Annotated in this window: 14 protein-coding genes and 4 tRNA genes; 12 read left to right on the top strand and 6 right to left on the bottom strand. The window is 75.2% G+C overall.

Going from position 1 to position 21,820, the window contains the following annotated elements:
- The first annotated feature begins 49 nt into the window (after window positions 1–49).
- Window positions 50–137, top strand: a tRNA-Ser gene (locus tag AB0D08_RS30275).
- A gap of 227 nt (window positions 138–364) precedes the next feature.
- Window positions 365–1,081, top strand: a complete 717-nt coding sequence (locus AB0D08_RS30270) for a histone deacetylase (RefSeq protein ID WP_359893377.1) — start codon at window positions 365–367, stop codon at window positions 1,079–1,081.
- Window positions 1,082–1,118: 37 nt separating this feature from the next.
- Here AB0D08_RS30270 and AB0D08_RS30265 read toward each other — a convergent pair whose 3' ends face one another.
- Window positions 1,119–2,321 (bottom strand): Ig-like domain-containing protein, encoded by a 1,203-nt coding sequence (locus AB0D08_RS30265; protein ID WP_033823701.1) that lies wholly within the window; start codon window positions 2,319–2,321, stop codon window positions 1,119–1,121.
- Between the two features lie 343 nt (window positions 2,322–2,664).
- On the opposite strand from AB0D08_RS30265, the gene AB0D08_RS30260 reads away from it, so the two are divergent.
- Both AB0D08_RS30260 and AB0D08_RS30255 read left to right on the top strand, forming a co-directional pair.
- Window positions 2,665–4,029 carry an FAD-linked oxidase C-terminal domain-containing protein gene (locus AB0D08_RS30260; protein WP_359893375.1) on the top strand — a complete coding sequence of 455 codons (1,365 nt, stop codon included), beginning with the start codon at window positions 2,665–2,667 and terminating at the stop codon, window positions 4,027–4,029.
- Between the two features lie 442 nt (window positions 4,030–4,471).
- Window positions 4,472–4,813, top strand: coding sequence for a hypothetical protein (locus AB0D08_RS30255; RefSeq protein ID WP_033823700.1), 342 nt, complete (start codon window positions 4,472–4,474; stop codon window positions 4,811–4,813).
- Window positions 4,814–5,073: 260 nt separating this feature from the next.
- Here AB0D08_RS30255 and AB0D08_RS30250 read toward each other — a convergent pair whose 3' ends face one another.
- Window positions 5,074–5,892 (bottom strand): EamA family transporter, encoded by an 819-nt coding sequence (locus AB0D08_RS30250; RefSeq protein WP_233289399.1) that lies wholly within the window; start codon window positions 5,890–5,892, stop codon window positions 5,074–5,076.
- Between the two features lie 428 nt (window positions 5,893–6,320).
- On the opposite strand from AB0D08_RS30250, the gene AB0D08_RS30245 reads away from it, so the two are divergent.
- The 3 genes from AB0D08_RS30245 to AB0D08_RS30235 all read left to right on the top strand — a co-directional run bounded on the left by AB0D08_RS30245 (window position 6,321) and on the right by AB0D08_RS30235 (window position 9,800).
- Window positions 6,321–7,313 (top strand): DUF1906 domain-containing protein, encoded by a 993-nt coding sequence (locus AB0D08_RS30245; protein WP_359893372.1) that lies wholly within the window; start codon window positions 6,321–6,323, stop codon window positions 7,311–7,313.
- 235 nt (window positions 7,314–7,548) lie between these two features.
- Window positions 7,549–9,210: a long-chain fatty acid--CoA ligase gene (locus AB0D08_RS30240; protein WP_359893369.1), complete on the top strand. Its 1,662-nt coding sequence runs from the start codon at window positions 7,549–7,551 to the stop codon at window positions 9,208–9,210.
- Between the two features lie 86 nt (window positions 9,211–9,296).
- Window positions 9,297–9,800, top strand: coding sequence for a DUF4396 domain-containing protein (locus tag AB0D08_RS30235; protein ID WP_359893367.1), 504 nt, complete (start codon window positions 9,297–9,299; stop codon window positions 9,798–9,800).
- Window positions 9,801–9,859: 59 nt separating this feature from the next.
- Here AB0D08_RS30235 and AB0D08_RS30230 read toward each other — a convergent pair whose 3' ends face one another.
- The gene (locus AB0D08_RS30230) at window positions 9,860–13,270 is read right to left on the bottom strand and encodes a PAS domain-containing protein (RefSeq protein ID WP_359893364.1); all 3,411 of its coding nucleotides are present in this window, start codon (window positions 13,268–13,270) and stop codon (window positions 9,860–9,862) included.
- Window positions 13,271–13,472: 202 nt separating this feature from the next.
- Here AB0D08_RS30230 and AB0D08_RS30225 point away from each other — a divergent pair.
- The 3 genes from AB0D08_RS30225 to AB0D08_RS30215 all read left to right on the top strand — a co-directional run bounded on the left by AB0D08_RS30225 (window position 13,473) and on the right by AB0D08_RS30215 (window position 13,926).
- Window positions 13,473–13,563, top strand: a tRNA-Ser gene (locus tag AB0D08_RS30225).
- Window positions 13,564–13,740: 177 nt separating this feature from the next.
- Window positions 13,741–13,816, top strand: a tRNA-Arg gene (locus tag AB0D08_RS30220).
- A 34-nt stretch (window positions 13,817–13,850) separates the two neighbouring features.
- Window positions 13,851–13,926: transfer RNA gene (locus tag AB0D08_RS30215), tRNA-Arg, on the top strand.
- A 69-nt stretch (window positions 13,927–13,995) separates the two neighbouring features.
- Here the strand turns inward: AB0D08_RS30215 and AB0D08_RS30210 are convergent.
- Together AB0D08_RS30210 and AB0D08_RS30205 are read right to left on the bottom strand one after the other, a co-directional pair.
- Complete coding sequence (locus AB0D08_RS30210; protein ID WP_359893361.1) at window positions 13,996–15,195, bottom strand: globin domain-containing protein; 1,200 nt, start codon at window positions 15,193–15,195, stop codon at window positions 13,996–13,998.
- A gap of 10 nt (window positions 15,196–15,205) precedes the next feature.
- Complete coding sequence (locus tag AB0D08_RS30205; RefSeq protein WP_359893358.1) at window positions 15,206–15,628, bottom strand: hypothetical protein; 423 nt, start codon at window positions 15,626–15,628, stop codon at window positions 15,206–15,208.
- Window positions 15,629–15,922: 294 nt separating this feature from the next.
- Here AB0D08_RS30205 and AB0D08_RS30200 point away from each other — a divergent pair, with 294 nt between their 5' ends.
- Window positions 15,923–18,994, top strand: a complete 3,072-nt coding sequence (locus AB0D08_RS30200) for an Ig-like domain-containing protein (RefSeq protein ID WP_359893355.1) — start codon at window positions 15,923–15,925, stop codon at window positions 18,992–18,994.
- Between the two features lie 152 nt (window positions 18,995–19,146).
- Window positions 19,147–20,487, top strand: coding sequence for an SPFH domain-containing protein (locus AB0D08_RS30195; RefSeq protein ID WP_359893353.1), 1,341 nt, complete (start codon window positions 19,147–19,149; stop codon window positions 20,485–20,487).
- A gap of 100 nt (window positions 20,488–20,587) precedes the next feature.
- On the opposite strand, the gene AB0D08_RS30190 is transcribed toward AB0D08_RS30195, so the two are convergent.
- A complete protein-coding gene (locus AB0D08_RS30190; RefSeq protein ID WP_033823794.1) occupies window positions 20,588–21,553 on the bottom strand; it encodes an aldo/keto reductase in 966 nt (321 codons plus the stop codon).
- Between the last annotated feature and the right edge of the window lie 267 nt (window positions 21,554–21,820).

Genomic DNA, 21,820 nt, shown 5'->3' with positions numbered 1-21,820 from the left:
AAACGGTGTGCACCGAACCCCGCCGGACCCGTTAGGCTGGCCTCCGCCTGGAGAGCTGCCCGAGCGGCCTAAGGGAACAGTCTTGAAAACTGTCGTGCGGTGACCCCGTACCGTGGGTTCGAATCCCACGCTCTCCGCCGCACAACGGCCCCTGACCGGTAGGAACGGTCAGGGGCCGTTGCCGTGCCCGGCACCGTTCCGGGGGCGTCCGGCGGTGGCGGGTTCCGCCGGGTGGGTGGCCGTGGGCCGACCCGCCGGTCCGTGGGGTGCGCGGACGCCGCCCGCGGCCGACAATCGTGCGCCCGGGCTGCCGCCGCCGATGCGGAGCCGGGGCACCGGCGAGGCGGAGAGGGCGGGCGGGCCGATGACTGCGACGGGCGGGGTACGGCGCCCCGGGCCGCGGCCCCGGCCGGGCGCGGCCGCCGGGCGGGTCTGGTACGCCGCCTACGCGTCGAACATGTCCCTCGCCCGGCTGAACTGCTACCTCGCCGGCGGCCGGCTGCCCGGCGGGGACCGTGACCACCCCGGCAGCCGGGACCGCCGCCCGCCCGCCGCGGACGTCCCGCTGCTGCTGCCGGGACGGCTGCACTTCGCGCTGGAGTCGTCGGTCTGGGGCGGCGGGATGGGCTTCTACGATCCCGGCGACGGCGACGGGGACGGGGACGACGATGGCGAGATGCCCGCCCGCGGCTACCTCCTGACGACCGGCCAGTTCCTCGACGTGCTGGCCCAGGAGCGGCGCCGCACCCCCGGCGACGGGCCGGACCCGGACCTGCGGGCGGTACTGGCCGACGGGCGGGCCCTGTTGGGCCCCGACCGGTACGAAACGGTGCTCTGCGTGGGCGGGTTGGCGGGTCGGCCGGTGCTGACGTTCACCGCCCCGTGGCGCCGCGCCGAGGCCCCGCTGAACGCGCCGACCGCCGCGTACCTGCGGGTCCTGGCCGCCGGGCTGCGCGAGGCGCACGGGTGGGACACGGCCAGGTCCGCGGCCTATCTGAGCAGCAGACCGGGCGCGGCCGGCGCCTGGAGCGCGGACGGCGTCGCCCGGGTGCTCGCGGCGTCCCGCCCGCTCGGCGAGTGACCGGCCCGCCCGCTCGGCGAACGGCCGGCCGGACCGGCTACCACTGGGCCCAGTCGATGTTCCAGCCGCTCAGGCCGTTGTCCGGGGCGAGCGCCTCCTTCTTGATCGAGCCGCGCACCTTCACCACGTCGCCGATCATCGAGTCCGCGTAGAACCTGCCCGCGGTGGAGTTCGGGTCGCCCGCCGCGGTGTCGACCAGGCCGATGCAGCCGTGGCTGATGTTGCTGCGGCCGACCGCCGGCCCCGCACTCGGGTTGCCGTGCACGTACGTGCCGGTGGCGGTGAGCCGCATCGCGTGCGGGTCGTCGGCGGTGTACGGCTTGCCTTTGAGGCCGGGCACGCCCTCGGACTTCATGTGTTCCATCAGGTGCATCTCGGAGATCACCATGGTCCCGTTCCAGGACGGGTTGTCGTCGGCGCCCGCGGTGATCGGGATGGCCTGGTCCGGCGAGCCGTCCTTCTTGACCACCATCCGGTGGGCGGCGGCGTCCACCTCGCTGATCTTGGAGCGGCCGATGGTGAACTGCTCGTCCCGGTCGGTGGCGCCGTACACCCCCGGCGAGAGCTCGACGTTCTTGGTCCGGAAGTGCACCTTCACGGTGGTGCCGGGCTTCCAGAAGGTCTCCGGGCGCAGGTCGAGCCGGTTGCCGGGGAACCAGTGGCCCTTGACCACGGTGCCGTCCGAGGCCTCGACCGTGACGGCCTTGGCGGCGGCGGCCCTGTCCTTCACCTCGCCCTTGAACTGCACCGAGACGATCATGCCGACGCCGAAGGTGTTCCCGGTGACCACGTTGTCGTCGGCGCCGATCGTCCGCTCGGGCGTCAGCGTGGTGAAGGCGCTGGTCGCGGTGGTGGTCAGACCGCCCGCGTCGGCGGCCTCGGCGCTCACCCGGTACGCAGTCCCGACGGCCAGCCCGTTCGCGGGCACCCAGCCGAGCCCGTCGGCGGCGAGGGTGCCGTCGACCGGCGTGCCGGTGGCGTCGGTGACGGTGACCTTGGTCAGCCTGCCGCCCGCCACCGAGACCTTGAGCGCCCCGGGGGCCACGTCGGTGGCGCCGTCCTTCGGCTCGATCGCCACCACCGCGGCCGAGGTCTTGGCGGCCGGCGCGGCGGAGGCCCCGCCGCCCGCACCGAGGGCCGCCGTTGCGCCGCCCGCCCCGCCCTTGCCGCCGCACCCGGTCACCAGCAGCGCCCCGCTCAGCATCGCCGCCGCCACCGCAGCCGCCGTCCGCCTGGTCATGCTTCCCCCTGTGTGTCCGTCCGTCCGGCGCCCGCCCGCGGGCGGGCCGCCCCGGTCGCTCGCGCTCCCGTACCCGTGGGCACCACCGGCCCCGCACCCATGCACGTCGTGGGGGGCCACGAGGGTGCGCCCGCCCTGCCGCTGTTGCCGAACGGTTACGCGGGGTGCGTGATTCCCGGACACCCACGGCCGGGACGGCCTTGCCCCCGCCTCCGGACGGGGGCAGAGTGCGGGGCGGGGGCAGCGAACGCCGCGGCCGGACGGGACGCCGAACGGGGCGGCCGGACGGGACCGCGGAGTGCCGCGGCCGGACCGGACAGGGACGCGAGAGGTGGAGGCCGCCGTGGGTGATCTGGTCGACCGGCTGATGCAGGGCCTGCCGCCGGAGGCGGTCGCGGTGGACCCGGACGTGGCCGCCGCCTACGCCCGCGACATGGCGGGGTTCTGCGCCGCCGGGGTCCCGGCGGTGGTGGTCTTCCCGCAGACCGTCGAGCAGGTGCAGCACGTGCTCCGGACGGCGACCGAGCTGCGGGTCCCGGTGGTGCCGCAGGGCGCCCGCACCGGCCTGTCCGGCGGCGCCAACGCCGTGGACGGCTGCATCGTCCTCTCGCTGGTCAAGATGGACCGCATCCTGGAGATCGACCCGGTCAACCGGCTCGCCGTGGTCGAACCAGGGGTGGTGAACGCGGTGCTGTCCCGGGCCGCCGGGGAGTACGGGCTGGCCTACCCGCCGGACCCGTCCAGCTGGGAGTCCTGCACCATCGGCGGCAACATCGCCACCGGCGCGGGCGGCCTGTGCTGCGTGAAGTACGGCGTGACCAGCGAGTACGTCCTCGGGCTGGACGTGGTGCTGGCGGACGGCCGGCTGCTGAGCACCGGCCGCCGGACCGCGAAGGGCGTCGCGGGCTACGACCTGACCCGGCTGCTGGTCGGATCCGAGGGGACGCTCGGGGTGGTGGTCCGCGCGGTGCTGGCGCTGCGCCCGGAGCCGGCTCCGCCGCTGGTGCTGGCCGCCGAGTTCGGCAGCACGGACGCGGCCTGTGCGGCGGTCTGCGAGGTGATGGCCCGGGGGTTCACGCCGTCGCTGATGGAGCTGATGGACGCGACCACCGTCCGGGCGGTCAACGAGATGGCGGCGATGGGGCTGCCGGCGACCACCAAGGCCCTGCTGCTGGTGGCCTTCGACGGCCCGGGGCAGGCGGCCGAACTGGCCGCGGTGGCCGAGCTCTGCCGGACCGCGGGGGCCACCGAGGTGGTGCCGGCCGAGGACCGGGCGGAGTCGGAACTCCTGCTGCAGGCCCGGAGGCTGGCGCTGCCCGCGCTGGACCGGCTGGGGACCACGATGATCGACGACGTGGCCGTGCCGCGCTCGCAGCTGGCGCGGATGCTGGCGGGGGTCGCGGAGATCGCCGAGCGGAGCGACCTGACCATCGGCGTGGTCTCGCACGCGGGTGACGGCAACACCCACCCGGTGGTGGTCTTCGACGCGTCGGACGAGCATGAGACGGCCAGGGCGGAGCGCTCGTTCGAGGAGATCATGGCCCTCGGCCTGGAACTCGGCGGCACGGTCACCGGCGAGCACGGCATCGGCCTGCTGAAGCGGGAGTGGCTGGCCCGGGAGTTGGGGCCGGTCGGCCTGGAGGTGCAGCGGCAGATCAGGTCGGTCTTCGATCCGCTCGGAATCCTGAATCCGGGTAAGACCCTCTGACGGTCATTCAAATGACCATCCTGCCTTACTCTTCGGATGCATCCGGAGTGGCCGGAAAGGGCTGAAGAAATGGCCTGGGTCGGCCGATCCGACCGAATCGGGGGCGTGCGGGCCGAATGTGCGCCCGGGGTGGTGCGATCGGTGTGCGACCGAGCTGCTGCGCGCCTGCCGGGCGGTGCCCGCAGGGCCCGGCCGTTCGGGCTAACTGCCAAGCCAGGGGCGGTGTGTCTGCCGACGAACGGCGTATTCCCGGTCTAAGCGACTGCGGCCCGATGTCACGCTAACGGGCGAAAAGGCCTGCCGGTGCTGGTGCTTTGTCGATTTGTTGCGGAAAGCTGTCTCTCGGCGTCGCAGCCCGCAGGTGTTCGTCTGGCCGCGAACTCCCGCACTTATCAACACAATTGCCGCCCCAGTGCGGGGCGGCGGGTTCTTGGAGGACTTCATGGCGCGCTCCCGTATCCGCACCACCCGATTGGCCGGACTGCTGGTCGCCGCTCCGCTCGCGGCGGGCCTGCTGCTGGCCGGCGGGGCCGGTACGGCCGTCGCCGACAACGGCGCACTGGCCGGCGACGGTTCCAACAGCAGCGTGGTGTCCAACTTCGGCAGCGGGAACATCTTCGGCTCGGTCGACGGCAACTACAACGCCACCCAGCAGACCGCCACCGGTGCGGGTGCCTCGAACCAGAACAGCAACGTTGGGGTGAAGGACAACACCGGGTTCGTCTTCACCGACCAGTCCAACAAGAACATCCACTTCGTCTTCGCCCCGGTCTTCGGCGGCTGACACCACCACCGGACCGCACCCACACCCCACACCCACCTGCACATCCACGGACACCGGTGGGACCACTGACGGCGGGGGCGCCGGCAGCGGACGACGACGGTGACCGGACGGGCGAGGGGGCGGGCGGACCGGATCGACGACACCCGGAAGCGGAAAGGGTCACCGCACTCCGGCCAGGACGGGCGGCACCGGACACGGTGCCGCCCGTCGGCGTTCCCGCGCGGCCGCGGCGGCCGCCGGCCGGCCGCCGCAGCGCCCGGCTACCGCCGCGCCGTCAGGGTCGCCCCCACGCTCGCCGCCACCACGCAGCCGATCCCCGCGACCTGCACCCACCCCAGCAGCTGGTGCAGCACCACCAGCCCGACCAGCGCGCTCACCGCCGGGTCCAGGCTGACGATCACGCTGAACACCCGCTGCGGCATCCGCCGCAGCGCGGTCATCTCCAGCGCGTACGGGATCACCGGGAACAGCATCGCCACCCCGGCGACCGCGAGCAGCAGCAGCGCGGGCGCCGACGCGGACGCGAGCCCGTGCCAGGCGTCGGCCGCGCCGAACGGCGCCAGCACCAGCGCGCTGATGCCGAACGAGACCGCCAGCCCCTCGAAGCCCTTGAACGCGGCCCCGACCTTGTCGGTGAACAGGATGTACCCGGCGTAGCAGGCCGCCGCCCCGAACGCGCAGGCCAGCCCGGCCGGGTCCAGCCGGGCGCCGCCCGAGCCCTCGCCCAGCAGCGTGAGCAGCACCACGCCGCCGCCCGCCAGCAGGGCCCAGAGCAGGTGCGACAGGCGCCGGGCGAGCGCCAGCGCGACCGCGAGCGGCCCGAGGAACTCGATGGTGGAGGCGGTCCCCATCGGCAGCCGGTCCACCGCCCCCGCGAACAGCAGGGTCATCCCGGCCGAGGCGACCCCGAGCAGCACGGCGAGACCCAGGTCGCGGCGGCTGCGCCCGCGCAGCCGCGGACGGGTGACGGCCAGCAGCAGCCCCGCCGCGACGACGAGCCGCAGGAAGGTCGCCCCGCCGACACCGAGCACGCCGAACAGCGGCTTGGAGGCGGCGATGCCCAGCTGGACCGCGAACATGGCCGTCACGCACAGAAGCGGCGCCGGGATGCTTCCCAGGCGCCGCTTCGGTCCGGTGGTCCGGGGGCCGGCCGTTGGCCGGCCGCTCCCGGCCGTGCTGCCGGGTGGTGGATCCGTGGTGACCGAGGGCGCCGCCCCGCGTCGTCGCCAACCACCACGCTCGCCGGCCGGCTCGCCCTTGGGGGAGGGCGGCATGGCAAGGGCGCCGACGGGGACTCCGTCGGCGGGGGTCGGGGCCGGACGGGCCGGGACCGCGGTGGTCGGCTCGCAGGGGTTGGCAGTGGGCATGGGAACGAGTGTGACGTAAGGGGTCCAGATGCTCCAAACTCATTACCGAAATCTGAGACAACGCCGCCGACCAGGTGAAACGGTCCGGCCGGACCGCGCGTCGCCCCGATGGTGTGATGGTGGATCAGTAGCACTGGAGGGTGCGCTACTTAGGTCCGGCCGCCCTCACCGCAGCCTCACTGGTCCTGCTCCTCGCCACGGACGGCGCCCTCCTGAACCCCGCCACCGCACTGCGCCCGGCCGCCACCGGCACCGCCGCCACGGACGCCGCGGCGGCCGGTGAGGCCACCGCCGGCGGCCCCGCCGGGACCGAACTGGCCGCCGCCGTCGCCCCCGCCGCCCCAGCCGGCCCCGCCCCCACCCCGCCGCCCCCGCCGCGCACCGTCCTGCCCGACCCGAAGGGCCGCCGGGAGGCACTCCCCAGGGCGCTCTACTCCGGCCCCGGCTTCGACGCCTGCACCGCCCCGGCGCTGGAGGCCATGCAGGCCTGGTGGAACTCCTCCCCGTACGGCGCCCTCGGCATCTACAGCAGCGGGGACCACCGTGCCTGCACCCAGCCCCGGCTGACCGCCGACTGGGTCCGCCGGGTCCGCGCGATGGGCTGGAAGCTGCTGCCCACCCACGTGGGCCCGCAGGCGCCGTGCCGGACGGCGGCCGGCAGGCCGCGGCGGATCGACCCGGCCACGGCCGTCCAGCAGGGCCGCGACGAGGCGGCGACGGCGGTGCGCGCGCTGAAGGCACTCGGCCTGGCCGCCGGCACACCGGTCTACCTCGACATCGAGTCGTACCCGCGGGGGGACGCGGCCTGCAGCCAGGCCGTCGTCGAGTTCGCGATGGGCTGGACGCAGGCCCTGCACACCTCCGGCTACCACGCCGGCTTCTACTCCAGCACCGACTCCGGCATCGCCGACCTGGCGGCCGCGGCCCGGGCCGGCAGCTCGCCGCTGCCCGACGCCGTCTGGTTCGCCCGCTGGAACGACCGGGCCGATACCGCCGACACCAGCGGCACCCTCGACGGCCTGTGGGCCGACCGCCGGCGGGTCCACCAGTACCGCGGCAACACCCAGGAGACCTACGGCGGCGCCACCCTCACCATCGACCGCGACCACCTGGACACCCTGGTCGCCCGCTGACCCCGGGCCTCGCCCGGCGTCCACCCGGCCTCCACCCGGCGCGCCCCTCCCGCGCCTGTTCCGCGCCCGTTCTGCGCCGGCCGCGCCGCGCCCCGCGCGGTGAGCCGCAGGTCTCATCCCGGTTGCGAAGGCTGACACCGGGGCCCCGGGGCCGACAGAATCGGGCGACGCGTCGTGCGCTACCAGCCAGTAGCCGCAGGCGCCGCGCCCAGCCGCCGCCGGTCAAGGAGGACCCGTGTACAGCACGATGCAGGACGTCCCGCTCACCGTTGCCCGAATCCTGACGCACGGCTCCACCGTCCACGGCCGCTCCACCGTCACCACCTGGAACGGGGCCGAGCCGGCCACCCGCACCTTCGCGGAGGTCGGCGCCCGCGCCGCGCAGCTCGCCCACGCGCTGCGGGACGGGCTCGGGGTCACCGAGGAGAGCATCGTCGGCACGCTGATGTGGAACAACGCGGAACACCTGGAGGTCTACCTCGCGGTGCCCTCCATGGGCGCCGTGCTGCACACCCTCAACCTGCGCCTGCCCGCCAACCAGCTCGCGTACATCATCAACCACGCCGCCGACGGCGCGATCATCGTGGACGGCAGCCTGCTCCCGCTGCTGGCCGGCGTGCTGCCGCAGCTGAACGCCGCCCTGCGGCACATCGTGGTCAACGGCGAGGGCGACCGCTCGCTGCTCGACGGCTTCGCGGGCACCGTGCACGGCTACGAGGAACTGATCGCCGGCCGGCCGCTCGAGTACCCCTGGCGGACCGACCTGGACGAGCGCCGGGCCGCCGCGCTCTGCTACACCTCCGGCACCACCGGGGACCCCAAGGGCGTGGTCTACAGCCACCGCTCGGTGTACCTGCACTGCCTGCAGGTCAACGCGGCGGACAGCTTCGGCCTGACCTCCCGCGACCTGGCGCTGCCGGTCGTCCCGATGTTCCACGTCAACGCCTGGGGCCTGCCGCACGCCGCCTTCATGTCCGGCGCGAGCCTGCTGATGCCCGACCGCCACCTGCAGCCCAAGCCGCTCGCCGAGATGATCGACCGCTTCCGGCCGACCGTCAGCGCAGCCGTCCCGACCATCTGGAACGGCCTGCTGGACGAGCTCGACACCGGCAGCTACGACACCTCCTCGATCCGGATGGTGGTGATCGGCGGCTCGGCCTGCCCGCCCGCCCTGATGAAGGGCTTCCAGGAGCGCCACGGCATCCAGGTGGTGCACGCCTGGGGCATGACCGAGACCTCCCCGCTGGGCACCTTCGCCCTCCCGCCCGGCGGGCTGACCCCGGAGCAGGAGTGGCCGTACCGGGTCACCCAGGGGCTCTTCCCGGCCTCGGTCGAGGCGCGGCTGGTCGGCCCGGCCGGCGAGCGGATGCCGCACGACGGCGAGGCCCAGGGCGAACTGGAGGTCCGCGGCCCGTGGATCGCCGGCGCGTACTTCGCCGGCGCCGGGCAGGACCCGGAGCGGCCCGCGGACAAGTTCAGCGAGGACGGCTGGCTGCGCACCGGCGACGTCGGCACCATCACCCCCGACGGGTACCTGACGCTCACCGACCGCGCCAAGGACGTGATCAAGTCCGGCGGTGAGTGGATCTCCTCGGTCGAGCTGGAGAACCACCTGATGGCCCACCCGGAGGTGGCCGAGGCCGCGGTGGTGGCGGTGCCCGACGAGAAGTGGGGCGAGCGCCCGCTGGCCACCGTGGTGCTGCGGGCCGGCGCCACGGTGGGGCTGCCCGAGCTGCGCGAGTTCCTGGCCGGGCGGATCGCCTCCTGGCAGCTGCCCGAGCGCTGGGCGCTGGTGCCCGCGGTGCCGAAGACCAGCGTCGGCAAGTTCGACAAGAAGGTGATCCGGGCCGAGTACGCGCAGGACCGCCTGGAGGTCACCGTGCTCGGCAAGGCGTGACGGACCGCCGGACACCCCTCGGGAATACCCCCGGGGGGTATCCGGTTGCCATGGGTGGAACCGCTGCCAGAGCAGGAGGACCCACCATGGACCACCAGCCCCAGCACCACCCGCACCAGCACGGACACGAGCACCGCCCCGCCGGCCGGCCGCGCCGCACCGGCTGGGCCGACGCCGCCCGCGCCACCCTGCACTGCCTCACCGGCTGCGCCATCGGCGAGGTCCTCGGCCTGGTCATCGGCACCGCCCTCGGCCTGCACACCGGCGCCACCATCGGCCTGTCGATCGCGCTCGCCTTCGCCTTCGGCTACGCGCTGACCATGCGCGGCGTCCTGCGGGCCGGCCTCGACCCGGTCCGGGCTTTCAAGGTCGCCCTGGCGGCCGACACCGTCTCCATCCTGGTCATGGAACTGATCGACAACACCGCCATGCTGGCCGTCCCGGGCGCGATGGACGCCGGCCTCGGCGACGCCCTGTTCTGGACCTCGCTGGCCGGCTCGCTGTCCCTGGCCTTCACGCTCACCGTCCCGGTGAACCGCCTGCTGATCGGCCGGGGCCGCGGCCACGCGGTCGCCCACGCCCACCACTGACGACGGCGCCACCACCGGCGGCAGCACCCGGGAGCCCGGGTGCCGCCGCCGGTCCGGACTCAGCCGACCGCGCTGACCTCGCCCATCGCACCGATCCGCCCGAGCAGGTCGACGATCCGGGACTGCACGTCCTCGGTGGTCGACCGCTCGGCCAGGAACAGCACCGTCTCCCCGGTCCGCAGCCGCGGCAGCTCCTGCGGGTCGAGATCCACCGAGGTGTACACCACCAGCGGCGTGCGGTGCAGCCGGTCGTTGGCGCGCAGCCAGTCCAGCAGCCCCGCCCGGCGGCGGCGGACCTGCAGCAGGTCCATCACCACCAGGTTCGGCTGCACACTGCTGGCCCGGGAGACCGCGTCGTTCTCGTCCAGCGCGTGCTCGACGTGCATCCCACGCCGCTCCAGGCTGCTGATCATCGCCGCGGCGATGTCCGGGTCGGACTCCACCAGCAGCACCCGCGCCGCATGGGTCTCACTGTCCCGCGGCGCCAGCGCCCGCAGCAGCACCGCCGGGTCCGCGCCGTACGCGGCGTCCCGGGTGGCCTGGCCGAGCCCGGCCGTCACCAGCACCGGCACCCGGCTGTTCAGCGCGGCCGTCCGCAGGGACTGTAGCGCGGTACGGGTGATCGGCCCGGTCAGCGGGTCGACGAACAGCGCCGCCGGGAACCCCGACACCTGGGCGTCGACCTCCTCGCGCGAACTCACGATCACCGGCCGGTAGCCGCGGGCCTGGAGCGCCTGCTTGGTCGACGGGTCCGGCTCGGGCCACACCAGCAGCCGCCGGGCACCGTCGACGGCCGGGGTCACCATGGTCGGCGGGTCCGCCGCGGCAGCCGCCCCAGCGGACTCCTCGCCCGGCCGGTCCGCCCCGGACATCGGCAGCTCCGCCACCGGACGCGGCGGGGTCCGCGACCCCGCCGGCGCCGCCTCGGCCCCCGCACCCGCCTCGGCGCCGCCGCCCGGCGCGGGCAGCGCGGGCCGCTCCAGCGACTGCAGCGCCTGGACGGCCGGGGCCTGGCCCACCCCCTGCGGGGCGTCCGCGAACGCCCCGGGGAACGCGGAGGCGAAACCGCCGCCGAGCGGCCGGGGCGGGGCCAGCTCCGCCAGCCCGGTACCGACCGGCTGCGGGTGCTCGGGTGTCTGCGGGCCGCCCTGGGCCGCCGGCAGCTCGGCCCGGCCGGGCCTGGCCAGCTCCAGCTCGGCGGCCGGCCGGGCGGGCTCCGGCGGCTCGACGGGCCGCGGCGGCAGCGCCGCCGGCCCCGCCTCGGCGTCCGGCTGCGGCCGGTCGGGACCGCTGACCCCCGCCACCGCGTCCGGCTCACCCGGCACGGCGAGCCGGCGACGCCGGCCGGTCGGCCGGACCGCGGGCGCGGCCTCCTCGGCCGTCCCCTGCGCCGGCACACCGCCCGCCAGCGAGTTCTCCAGACCCGGGTACACCGCCGTTCCGGGCTCGGGCAGGCCGGGGAGGGCCATTCCGCCGGAGGACTCGTCACCGGCCGGCAGCCCGCGCCGCCGCCGGGACGCCCGGGTCGACTCGGCCCGCTCCGCCCCGCCCTGATCCGTACCCGCACCCGCGCCCGTGTCGGGGCCCGCCACCGGCTCGGCCGCCGGGCCCAGCGCGATCGCGGTCCTGGCCTGCGGGGCCTCCGCCGGTACCGCCGCCGCACCCCGGGCGTCGGCCACGGCCTGGGCCTCGCCGGTGTCCGTACCCCGGCCGTCCGAGGCCGGGCCCGTGCCGCCCGGGCCGGGCCGCGCCGCCTGCTCCTGCGCGGTCTCCTCCTGCGCCTGCCGGGCCCGTCCCGCCCGCTGGCGCGACGGCTCCCGGGACCCGGCCCCGCTGCCCTCCGCCTCGGCGGCGGCCGACGCCAGCTGCGGCAGGTCCGGCAGCATCGCGGTGTCGGTCTCCTTCGGCACGCTGCTGCTCCGCCCGACCGCCGGGGCGGACGGGTCCAGCGGCAGCTCGACCACGTACGTGGTGCCGGCCCGGTTCGGCAGCTCGTGGCGCTGCAGCACACCGCCGTGGCGCTCCACGGTGGCCCGGGCGATCGGCAGGTGGACCGGGCTCGGCCGGCGCGACGGGCCGCGGACCTCGATCCGGGCCACCTCGCCGCGCTGGGCCGCGGCCACCACCACCATCGGCAGCTCGCTGCCGGAACCCGGCATCGCCGGGACCCCGAGGCCGGGCGCGTCCGAGCGCACCCCGGCGACGTCCAGCGAGGGCGTGACCCCGCTGACGTCCGCCACCAGGTGGGCCAGCGCCTGGGCCAGCCGGTCCCGGTCGACCGCCAGCTCCACCGGGGCCGCGTGCACCGAGTAGCGCACCCGCCCGGGGCCGAGCAGCTCCCCGGCCCGCTCGACCGCCCGCTGCACCACGGTGTCCAGGCCGGCCTCGGCCCGTTCCAGCTCCTCCCGGCCGGACTCCGCGGCCAGCTCGAACCGCTGGTGCGCCAGCACCCCGTCGATCAGCGTGGAGAACCGCCGGCACTCGTCGGCCAGCCGCCGCAGGGTCCAGTTGGCCTCCGGCCAGAGCTGCCCGGCCGGGTCCCCGGCCAGGCCGTCGATCCGCCGGTGCAGCGCCGTCAGGGCGTCGCCCAGCTCCTGCTCCAGGACGGCCGTCAGGTGTTCGTTGCGGGCGCTCAGCGCCAGCTCCTTGGTCCGGTCGGTGAAGGTCATCACCGCGCCGACCAGCTGGTCACCGTCCCGGACCGGGGCGGTGGTGAGGTCCACCGTCACCGGGGTGCCGTCCTTGCGCCACAGCACGGTGCCGCGCACCCGGTGCTTGCGGCCGGAGGTCAGGGTGTCCAGCAGCGCCGAGCCCTCCAGGGCCAGCGGGGTGCCGTCGGCCTGCGAATGCTGGATCAGCGGGTGCAGCTCGCGCCCGCCCAGTTCGCTGGCCCGGTAGTCCAGGATGTGCGCGGCGGCCGGGTTGACCAGCACCACCCGGCCGTCCAGGTCGACCCCCAGCACGCCCTCGGCGGCCGCCCGCAGGATCATCTCGGTCTGCTTGTGCTGCCGCCGCAGCTCCGCCTCGACCCCGACCCGGGCCGACACGTCGCGGACCAGGAGCAGCAGCAGCCCGTGCCCGGACGAACCGGTGGACTCCCGGTACGGGTCGTAGGCGAGGTAGCCGATGCCCTCGCCGGCGCGGTCGTCCTCGAAGTCGTTCCCGGCGACCTCCACCGGGAAGCTGGAACCGTCGGTCCGCCGGGCGGTCATCCGTACGGGGTGGTCGAGACGCTCGGGCTCGCTCGCCTTGGGCCGCATCGAGCCGGGGATCCGGCTCGGATCGAACTCGGGCAGCAGGTCCAGTACCCCCATGCCGACCAGCGAGGTGCCGGGGGCCTGGAGGCTCTGCACCGCGGCCTTGTTGGCCTCCACCACCGTGCCGTTGCTGTTCACCAGCAGCAGCGCATCGGGCAGGGCGTCGAGTATCGCGGCGAGGCGAGCAGCGCCTCGGGTCGGCCTGCTGCTCACGTCGACAGGTCTCCTCACGGCTGGGGGCCGCCGCTGCGACTCGCGGCACGCGCTCTCCTCGGGAGACTGGAGTATCTCATTCTTCTTTGCGCCGTGGACGACCCGGCTAGTAACGTTGTCGGTGGTTGGTGCCGGAGCCTCAGGCTGTGGCATCATCGCTTTCGCGCGGAGCAGCTCGCAGCAGCGGGGTGGTCCGAGTGGAGGAGGCGTCGCCTAGTCCGGTCTATGGCGCCGCACTGCTAATGCGGTTTGGGTCTTAAAGCCCATCGAGGGTTCAAATCCCTCCGCCTCCGCCTCCAGGGGAGCCCCGTCGGTCACACCGACGGGGCTCCTTGCGTCTTCCGGGTCGGGTACCCGGGCCGGGTCGCGTTCCCGGGCCGGGCGGGGGCCGGAGCAATGGATTTCACCCCAGGTCGAGGGTCATGTAATGTTGTCCCCGCACCGCCCGGTCGGCCAGTTCGGCCGGGCGAGCGCTCATAGCTCAACGGATAGAGCACTTGACTACGGATCAAGAGGTTGCAGGTTCGAATCCTGCTGAGCGCACCACAACCCACGCTCGTGGCCCCTCGGGGCCGCCCGAGCGCTCATAGCTCAACGGATAGAGCACTTGACTACGGATCAAGAGGTTGCAGGTTCGAATCCTGCTGAGCGCACCAGTCGAAGGCCCCGGACGGATCGTCCGGGGCCTTCGCCGTTCCCGGCCCGACTCGTCGGCCGGGGCCGGGTCAGCCGTACTCGGTGCGGTTGATCCACGGCACGTCGCGCAGGTCGAGGAACCACTCGGGCGAGGTCACCGGCCGCACCCGGTTGAAGGTGACGGGCGCGGGGTCGGCCCGGATCAGTTCGGGCCGGGCGCCCTGGCGGATCAGCTGGTCCGTGAGCCGGGTGGCGAGTCCCGGCGGGCCGCTGAGGTGGACGTCGTGGCCGGAGCAGTCGTGGTGGCGGCCCAGGCGCTCGCACAGCAGGCCGACGCCGTCCTCGTAGCGGGAGCCGTCCGGGGGCGAGGTCAGTGTCACGTCCAGCCAGCGGTGGAGGGCCGCCAGCCGGCGGACGGACTCCAGGTCGTACTGCTCGCCGTGGCGCCGGGCTGCCAGGTACAGGCTGGTGGGGCGGCCGCCGTCGAGCGCGACCTGTTCGAGGACCGACTTGATCTGCGCCCAGCCGGTGCCGCCGGCCACGGCGATCAGCGGGCGGGCCGATCCGGGTGCGAGTACCGCGTCGCCGAGCGGCGGGCCGATCCGCAGGGACTCCTCCGGCATCACGTCGTTGACCAGCAGGCTGCTCAGCAGGCCTCCCGGGACCCGGCGGACGTGCAGGTCGATGGTGCCGTCGGCGCGCGGCGCGCAGGCGATCGAGTACGGGCGCCAGACCTGCGGCAGCCGGGGGGAGCAGAGCGACAGGTACTGCCCGGCGGTGAACGGGTACGGGCGGTCCGGGGCGAGGGTGAGCCGGACCAGGTCGGCGGCGGCCCGGTGGCGGCGCACCACCTGGGCCTGCCACCAGCGTGGGGTGGTCGCGGGCAGTTCGCCGGCCGCCTCGATCATCGCCTGCGAGATCACCGTGTACGCCTCGGTCCAGGCCTTCTCGGTCTCCGGCGTCCAGTAGTGGCCGGAGAAGTGCCGGATGGTGGCGATCAGGCTCTCCCCGACGGCCGGGTAGTGGCCGGGCACCACCCGGAACTTGCGGTGGTCGCGGCCGAGCGCCGCCAGGTAGCCGGCCAGCCGGTCCGGCTCGGTCAGCCGCAGCACCAGTTGGGTGAGCGCGCCGAACAGCCGGTCGCGCTGCTCGTCCATCCGCTCGGGGAACAGCGCGCGGATCCCGGGGTTGTGCGTGAACAGGTGGGCGTAGAAGTACTTGGTCAGCTGGTCCGCGCGGCGTTCGACGACGGCGAAGCTGGCTCGCAGGACGGAGTGGTCGACGGGCACCGGGGCGGCCTCAGCGGGCGGACGGCGACGGGCCCGCCGGCCGGGCGGCCGCCGCGCCCGTGCTCTCGTCGATCACGTCGCGGACGGCCGCCCGCGCCGACTCGGCCCCCGGGGTCCGGGCGTCCCCGGCGAAGTGCTCGAGCGTCGCCAGCAGGCCGGCGGCGACCGCGGCGCGGTGCTCGGGCCGGGGCGCCAGCTCACGGACCAGCTCGCCGACGAGCCCGGCCGGCGCCTCGGTGTCCTCCGAACGGGTGACCATGCCGCCGAGCGCCGCCCACCGCCGCACCTGCCGCTCGTCGAGGTCCACGGCGACCAGGGGCCGCAGCGCGGGACTGTGCTCGAACAGGTGCCGGTAGAAGTAGGCGGCCACCTCGGCACCGTGCGGCTCGACCAGCGCGAAGCCGTTCCGGATGGCGTTGGGATCGATAGTCACGGGCGCTGACTCTACTGATCCGTCCGTCAATTCGAACAGAGATGACTGATGAATGGTCAAGCCCTGCCCGGTAAAGCCCGGTTGACCGAGCGGGCGGATGGCTTGAATCCATCGCTTCCGGGTACGCCCTGTGCTGCCACCCGAGTGGCCGCCGAACGGGTGTCACCGGCGCGGATCGCCGGTGTCGCGGTATGACCGACTCGAGATCGTGATTCCCTTTTGTCGGATGTTATGGCTGTGTCAGAACTCATGCCCGGCCCGCGACTTGGCGGACGTCATCGAGAGGAGAGCCGGATGAGCCGACCGTCCCCCGACGCCGCGCCGGCACCCCAGGTCCGCCCGGCAGGACGCACCGGAAAACAGCGGGTGACGCACCGCGCGGCCGCCGCGACATTGGCCGCCGGCCTGCTGATCGGCTGGAATTCAACCCCCGCCGCCGGCCAGCAGTCACCCGACACCTGGTCGGCCGACCGACGGGCCGTGCTGCCTTCCGGACTGCGGGTTCAGCTGGATTTCGCCCCCCTCCCCGGAGTCGACGTCACCGCCGCTCCCGGAAAACTCGCGGAACCCGCCGGACGAGCCGCTTCCTACACGGACGGACTGCACACCGGCGATCCCGCCGAGACCTTTCTGGCGGCCGAGAAACGCCCCCGCCCGGACGGCTCCTGGCGGACCCTGGGCACCCTGCAGATCTCCTTCTCCCGGGCCGTCCGCAATCCGCGACTGCACGTCAGCGGGCTGTCGGGGCTGGCCACCGGAACGGGTGGCAGCACCGGCACGGCCACCCGGCTGACCGTCACCGGTGGCTCCCCGGCCGCCCCTGCCCTGGTCGGCCGCACCGGCTGGTCCGGCTGGACGGTCGGCGACGGCGAACTCGCCCCCGCCGGGGACGGCACCACCGACGGCACGGCGTCCGGCTCGGGCACCCTGGAACTGGCCGGCACCCTCACCACCGTCACCCTCCGCGTCGAACAGCGCAGCACCCCCCGGTCCGGCTCCACCACCGCACCCGCCGCGCTGCGCCAGGCGTACACCGTCACCGTGGACGAGGGACTGGGCACCGCGCCGCAGAGCTACGGCAACGCCTCGCACGTCATCTCCGACCTGTTCCTCGGACAGGACGCCGGCGGATCCGCTGTCCGGTCCCGCCCCGGCCTCACCGGCGAGGTCCCGCAGCCGCTGGTGCCCGGCGAACAGCCGCCCCCGCCGATGCCGTACGACGCCGAACCGGCCGACGGCGGCCCGTCCGACGCCGCGAAGCCCGACGCGCCCCCGCCCGACCAGGGCCCGCTGGTCGAACTGGACCACGGCGCCGCCCTGCGCAGCCCCTGGGCCAGCGCCGCACCGCCGCAGCTCCAGCCCGGCCGGGGCGAGTACCTCGGGGCGGACCCGACCCTCGAATTCCCCGCCGAGGCGGCCGTCGGCCACTACTACGGCCTGACGGTGCCGGTCCGCGGCGGTGACGGCCCGGCCGTCCTCGCGGGCTGGATCGACTTCGACCACAACGGCCGCTTCGACCCGCTGGAGCGGGTGCAGGCAGAGGTGGCCCCCGGCAGCGGCACGGCGGCCCTCGAGTGGACGGTGCCGGACAAGGCGGTCGCCGGGGAGACCTGGGCCCGGCTGCGGATCGCCCGCAGCGGCGCCCAGTTGGTGGTCCCCGGCGGCTTCGCCGACTCCGGGGAAGTGGTCGACCAGCGGGTGCGGATCTCGGTCGGCGCGGCCCGCCCCGAGATCTCGGCGCCGGTCCCGGGCACCGTCACCGCCGACCCGAAGCCGGAGATCCGCGGCGAGGGCGCGGTCCAGGGCGCCACGGTCGCGGTCCTGGAGGGAGACACCGAACTCTGCCGGACCACCGCCGGCGCCGACGGCAGCTGGACCTGCCTCCCCGCCAAGGCGCTCGGCCAGGGACCGCACCTGCTCACCCCGGTCGAGACCACCAAGGGCGGCATGGTGCTGAAGGGGACACCGGTCCGGCTGACCGTGAAGACCGCGCCGCCCGCTGCCCCCGTGCTCACCCTGCCGGAGTTCACCAACGACCCCGGCCTGCTGATCACGGGCACCGGCGAAGCGGGCAGCACCGTCTCGGTGGCCCTCACCGGCCTGTCGGGCGGCGCCCGGGCGGGCGGTGAACTGTGCAGCACCGCGGTCACCGCCGACGGCTCCTGGTCCTGCCTGCCGGTGGAGAACCTGACGGACGGAAAGCACCAGCTCACCGCCGCCGCCGTCGACCAGGCCGGGAACCGGACCACCGGCAAGGCGGTCGCCCTGACCGTCGACACCGCGGCGCCGGACCGCCCGCAGCTCGGCTCACCGGCCGCCGGCGCCACCCTCACCACCGGCCGGCCCCGGCTGACCGGCCGCGCCGAGGCGGGCACCGCGGTCACCGTCACCGCCCGGCCCGCGGGCGGCGAACAGGCCACCATCTGCGGCGGGGTCGCCGCGGCGGACTCCACCTGGACCTGTACCGCCACCCGGGACCTCCCGGACGGCGAACTCACCCTGCAGGCCACCGCCACCGACCGGGCGGGCAACAGCACGGCGGGCGACCCGGTCACGGTGACCGTCAAGACGGGGAACCCGCCCGCGGCGTCGCCGTCGACTTCTCCGTCGGCTTCGCCGTCCGGGTCCGCGTCAGCCTCCACGTCGGCGTCCGCATCGGCATCCGCATCGGCCGAGGCGTCCGCGTCCGCCTCCGCCTCCGCCTCCACACCCGCGCCGGGGGCGGCGTCGCCCGTACCGTCGCAGCCGAGCCCGAACGCATCCGCCTCCCCGGCAGCCGGCGGCCCGAGCGTGAGCCCGTCGCCGGCGCCCGCCGCGGCCCCCGGCGCGGTGACGGGGTCCGACCTGCCGCCGCTGCCGCTCGGCCTGTTGCCCATCACGGTGCCGCCCGTGATCGCGCCGCCCACCGTCCCGTCCCCGACTGTCCCGTCCCCGGCCGCGCCGGGATCGGCTCCGGCATCAGCGCCACCGTCGCCCTCACCCTCGCCGTCACCCTCGGCCTCGGCGTCGCCCTCGCCTTCGCCGGGCCCGGCCGCCGCCGGTTCGCCGGGCGGGGTGGCGCGGGCAGGATCGGCGGACCCGTTCCTGACGGGGACTTCGTCCGACCGGGCGGAGACCCTCGCGGAGCAGGGCGGTCCGGACCATGCGCTCGCCGTGCCGCCGGACCGTAAGCCGGCCGCCTCAGCCGCCTCAGCCGTCTCAGCCGCCTCAGCCGCCCCGGACACCACGGGGGCCGCGACCGCCGCCCGGGGCACCCCGGAGACGGGCTGGCGCAAGGCCGTGGTCGGCGGGTTGCTGATCCTGCTCGGACTGGGCCTGGTGACCCGCCGGGTGTTCGGCCGGGGCAGCGGCTCGCGGCGCCGCTGAGAACGGCCGGCCCCGGCCGGCCCCGCCCCCCGACCTGCTGTTCCTGACCACCGATCGAGCGAACCCAAGTGATCGAGCCGTTCCGGTCCCGGCACCGTCTGCCGGGACCGGCCCGCCCGCCCAGCGACGCACCCAACCCCGAGGATCCGTGCATGGACGTCACCCGCGACCCTTCGCCGGGAACCACCCCGAACCCCGCCGGCCAGCCGGACCGGTCCGAGCTCCCGTCGGGGGCCACGCAGCTGAGCCGGGCCATGGCAAGGGCCGTGGCGAACCCGCTGATCAGGCCGTCGACGCTGTCCGGCGACGATCCGGACGGCCCGCCGACCCGCCCCATCCGGCCGATCCGTCCGGTCCAGCCCGTCCAGCCGATCCGCATCATCGGCCGCGACGAACCCGCCGCCGGACCCTCCGCCGCGCCCGCGCCCGCCGCACCCGCCCCCGTCCACCCGACGCCGGTCCCGACGACGGTCCCGGTGCCGCCGCCCGCCGCCGGGCCCGACACCCCGGCGTCGCGCCGCCCCCCGCGGGTCGACCACGCGCTGCGCGAGCGCACCGCCCGTACCGTTCCCGGCTGGGTCGCGCTGCTGGCCGTCCTGCTCGGCGCGGCCGCGCTGGTGCTGGCGCTGGCCCGGTCGGGGCTGCTGCTGCACACCGGGGCCTTCCCGGACATCCGCAACCCGATCGCCAGGTCGGCCGGCGTCCCGGTGGTGACGGAGCGGGAGATCGGCACCGCGGCCGTCGGCGGCCTGGCGATCATGACGGCGCTGGCCGGGCTGCTGGCCAACGCGGGCGGCGAGACCCGGGTGCTCTCCCGCTGGGGCCGCTACCGGGGCACCGTCCGCCGGACCGGCCTGGTCTGGGTCAACCCGCTGCTGCGCCGCCACCGGGTGGACGTCCGGCTGCGCCACTGGCGCAGCGACCCGGTGCACGTGACCGACCGCAGCGGTACGCCGATCGTGGTGCGGCTGCTGGTCGTGTGGCGGGTCAAGGACACCGCGCGGGCCATGCTGGGCGTCGACGAGCACGAGACCTACCTGCGGGAGCAGGTGCACGCGGTGCTGACCCGTACCGCCAGCACCCTGCCCTGCGACTCCAACGCTGCTCCCGGCCCGGCCCTGCGGGACGGCCAGTGGTTCTCCGACGAGCTGACCAGGGCGCTGGTGGCCGAGGCGGCCCCGGCGGGCCTGGAGGTGTACTCGGTGCAGCCGCTGGCGCTGGACTACGCACCCGAGGTGGCCGACTCGATGCGCCGCCGCCGGCTCGCGGAGCTGGACGCCGGTCTGCGGACGGTGCTGGTGGACGACGCGGTGGAGGCCGCCGCGCTCGCCGTCCGCCGGCTGGAGCGGGCCACCGCGCAGGAGCTGGACACGGCCGCCCGCAGTGCGCTCATGGAGCACCTGCTGGTCGCGTTCGTCGCGCCCGCCGGGATGAGCGCCTCGCTACCGGCCCCGGCGGCCCGGCCGGCCCGGAAGGAAGGCCGCCCGGCCTGAGCCACGACAGCGCGGCGGGGCGGTCCGGGCCGGTGCCCGGGCCGCCCCGCCGCGTCGTACCCCCGCCGTACCCCCTGCCGTACCCCGGGCGTCCGCCCGGTCAGGCCGAAGCCTCGTCCAGCAGCTCCAGCTCCTGCTCGGTGAGGACCAGCGCGGCGGCCGCGAGCAGCGGCGGCAGCTGCTCGACCGAACGGGCGCTGGCGATCGGCGCGGCCACCGTCGGACGGGAGGCCAGCCAGGCCAGCGCCACCGTCGCGGGCTCGACCCGGTGCGCGTCGGCGACCTGGTCCAGCGCGGCCAGCACCCGGGGGCCGCGCGGCTCCGCCAGGTAGCGCGCGGCGCCCTGGGCCCGGGCGCTGGCGACCTCCGCGCCGCCCGGCCGGTACTTGCCGGTCAGGAAGCCGGACGCCAGCGCGTAGTAGGGGACGGCGGAGAGCCCGTACCGGGTCACCACGTCGGCCAGCGCGCCCTCGTAGGTTCCGCGGGAGACCAGGTTGTAGTGCGGCTGCACCGCCACGTACGCGGCCAGGCCCTCGCGCGCGGAGAACTCCAGCGACTCGGCCAGCCGGTCGGGCCCGATGTTGGAGGCGCCGATCTCGCGGACCTTGCCCTCCCGCACCAGCTCGTCCAGCGCGGTGACGATCTCCTCGACCGGCGTGCCGGGGTCGTCCCGGTGGGTGTAGAAGAGGTCGATCCGCTCGATGCCCAGCCGGCGCAGCGACTCCTCCGCGCCACGCTTGATCGTCGCGGCGCCCAGCCCGGCGAGCTCGGGATGCGAGCCGACCTTGGTGGCGATGACGATCCCGTCCCGGTCGCCGCGGCTGCGCAGCCAGTCGCCGATCACGGTCTCCGACTCGCCGCCGGTGTTGCCGGGGACCCAGGCCGAGTAGACGTCGGCCGTGTCGACGAAGTTGCCGCCCGCGGCGGCGTAGGCGTCCAGCACGGCGAAGGACCGGGCCTCGTCCGCGGTCCAGCCGAACACGTTGCCGCCGAGCGACAGCGGCGAGACGGCCAGGTCGGAGGTACCGAGGGTCACACGTGGGGTGTCGCTCCGGGATTCGGTCATACCGCGAGTCAACCGCACGCCACCGGAGGTGATTCCGCGGACCCGGGTGAGTTCACGAGCTTGTCGTACGGCCGTTGCAGGAGGTGAGAGGTCCGTGGAGATGGGCACGTCCGCGTGGGTCCGGGGTGTCGGGCGGGTCGCGGAATTGGCTAGAGTCCTGCCCATGGCTGACAACGACTACGACCCCGCCGGCAGCACCCAGATGTTCCGGGCGTTCGTCGACGAGGCCCCGGCCCCGCAGGCCCCGGGCTCCGTGACCACCTACGG

The sequence above is a fragment of the Kitasatospora sp. NPDC048540 genome (genome assembly GCF_040651175.1).
In the GTDB taxonomy this organism is placed as follows: domain Bacteria; phylum Actinomycetota; class Actinomycetes; order Streptomycetales; family Streptomycetaceae; genus Kitasatospora.
This window is presented reverse-complemented; position numbering and strand designations above follow the sequence as displayed.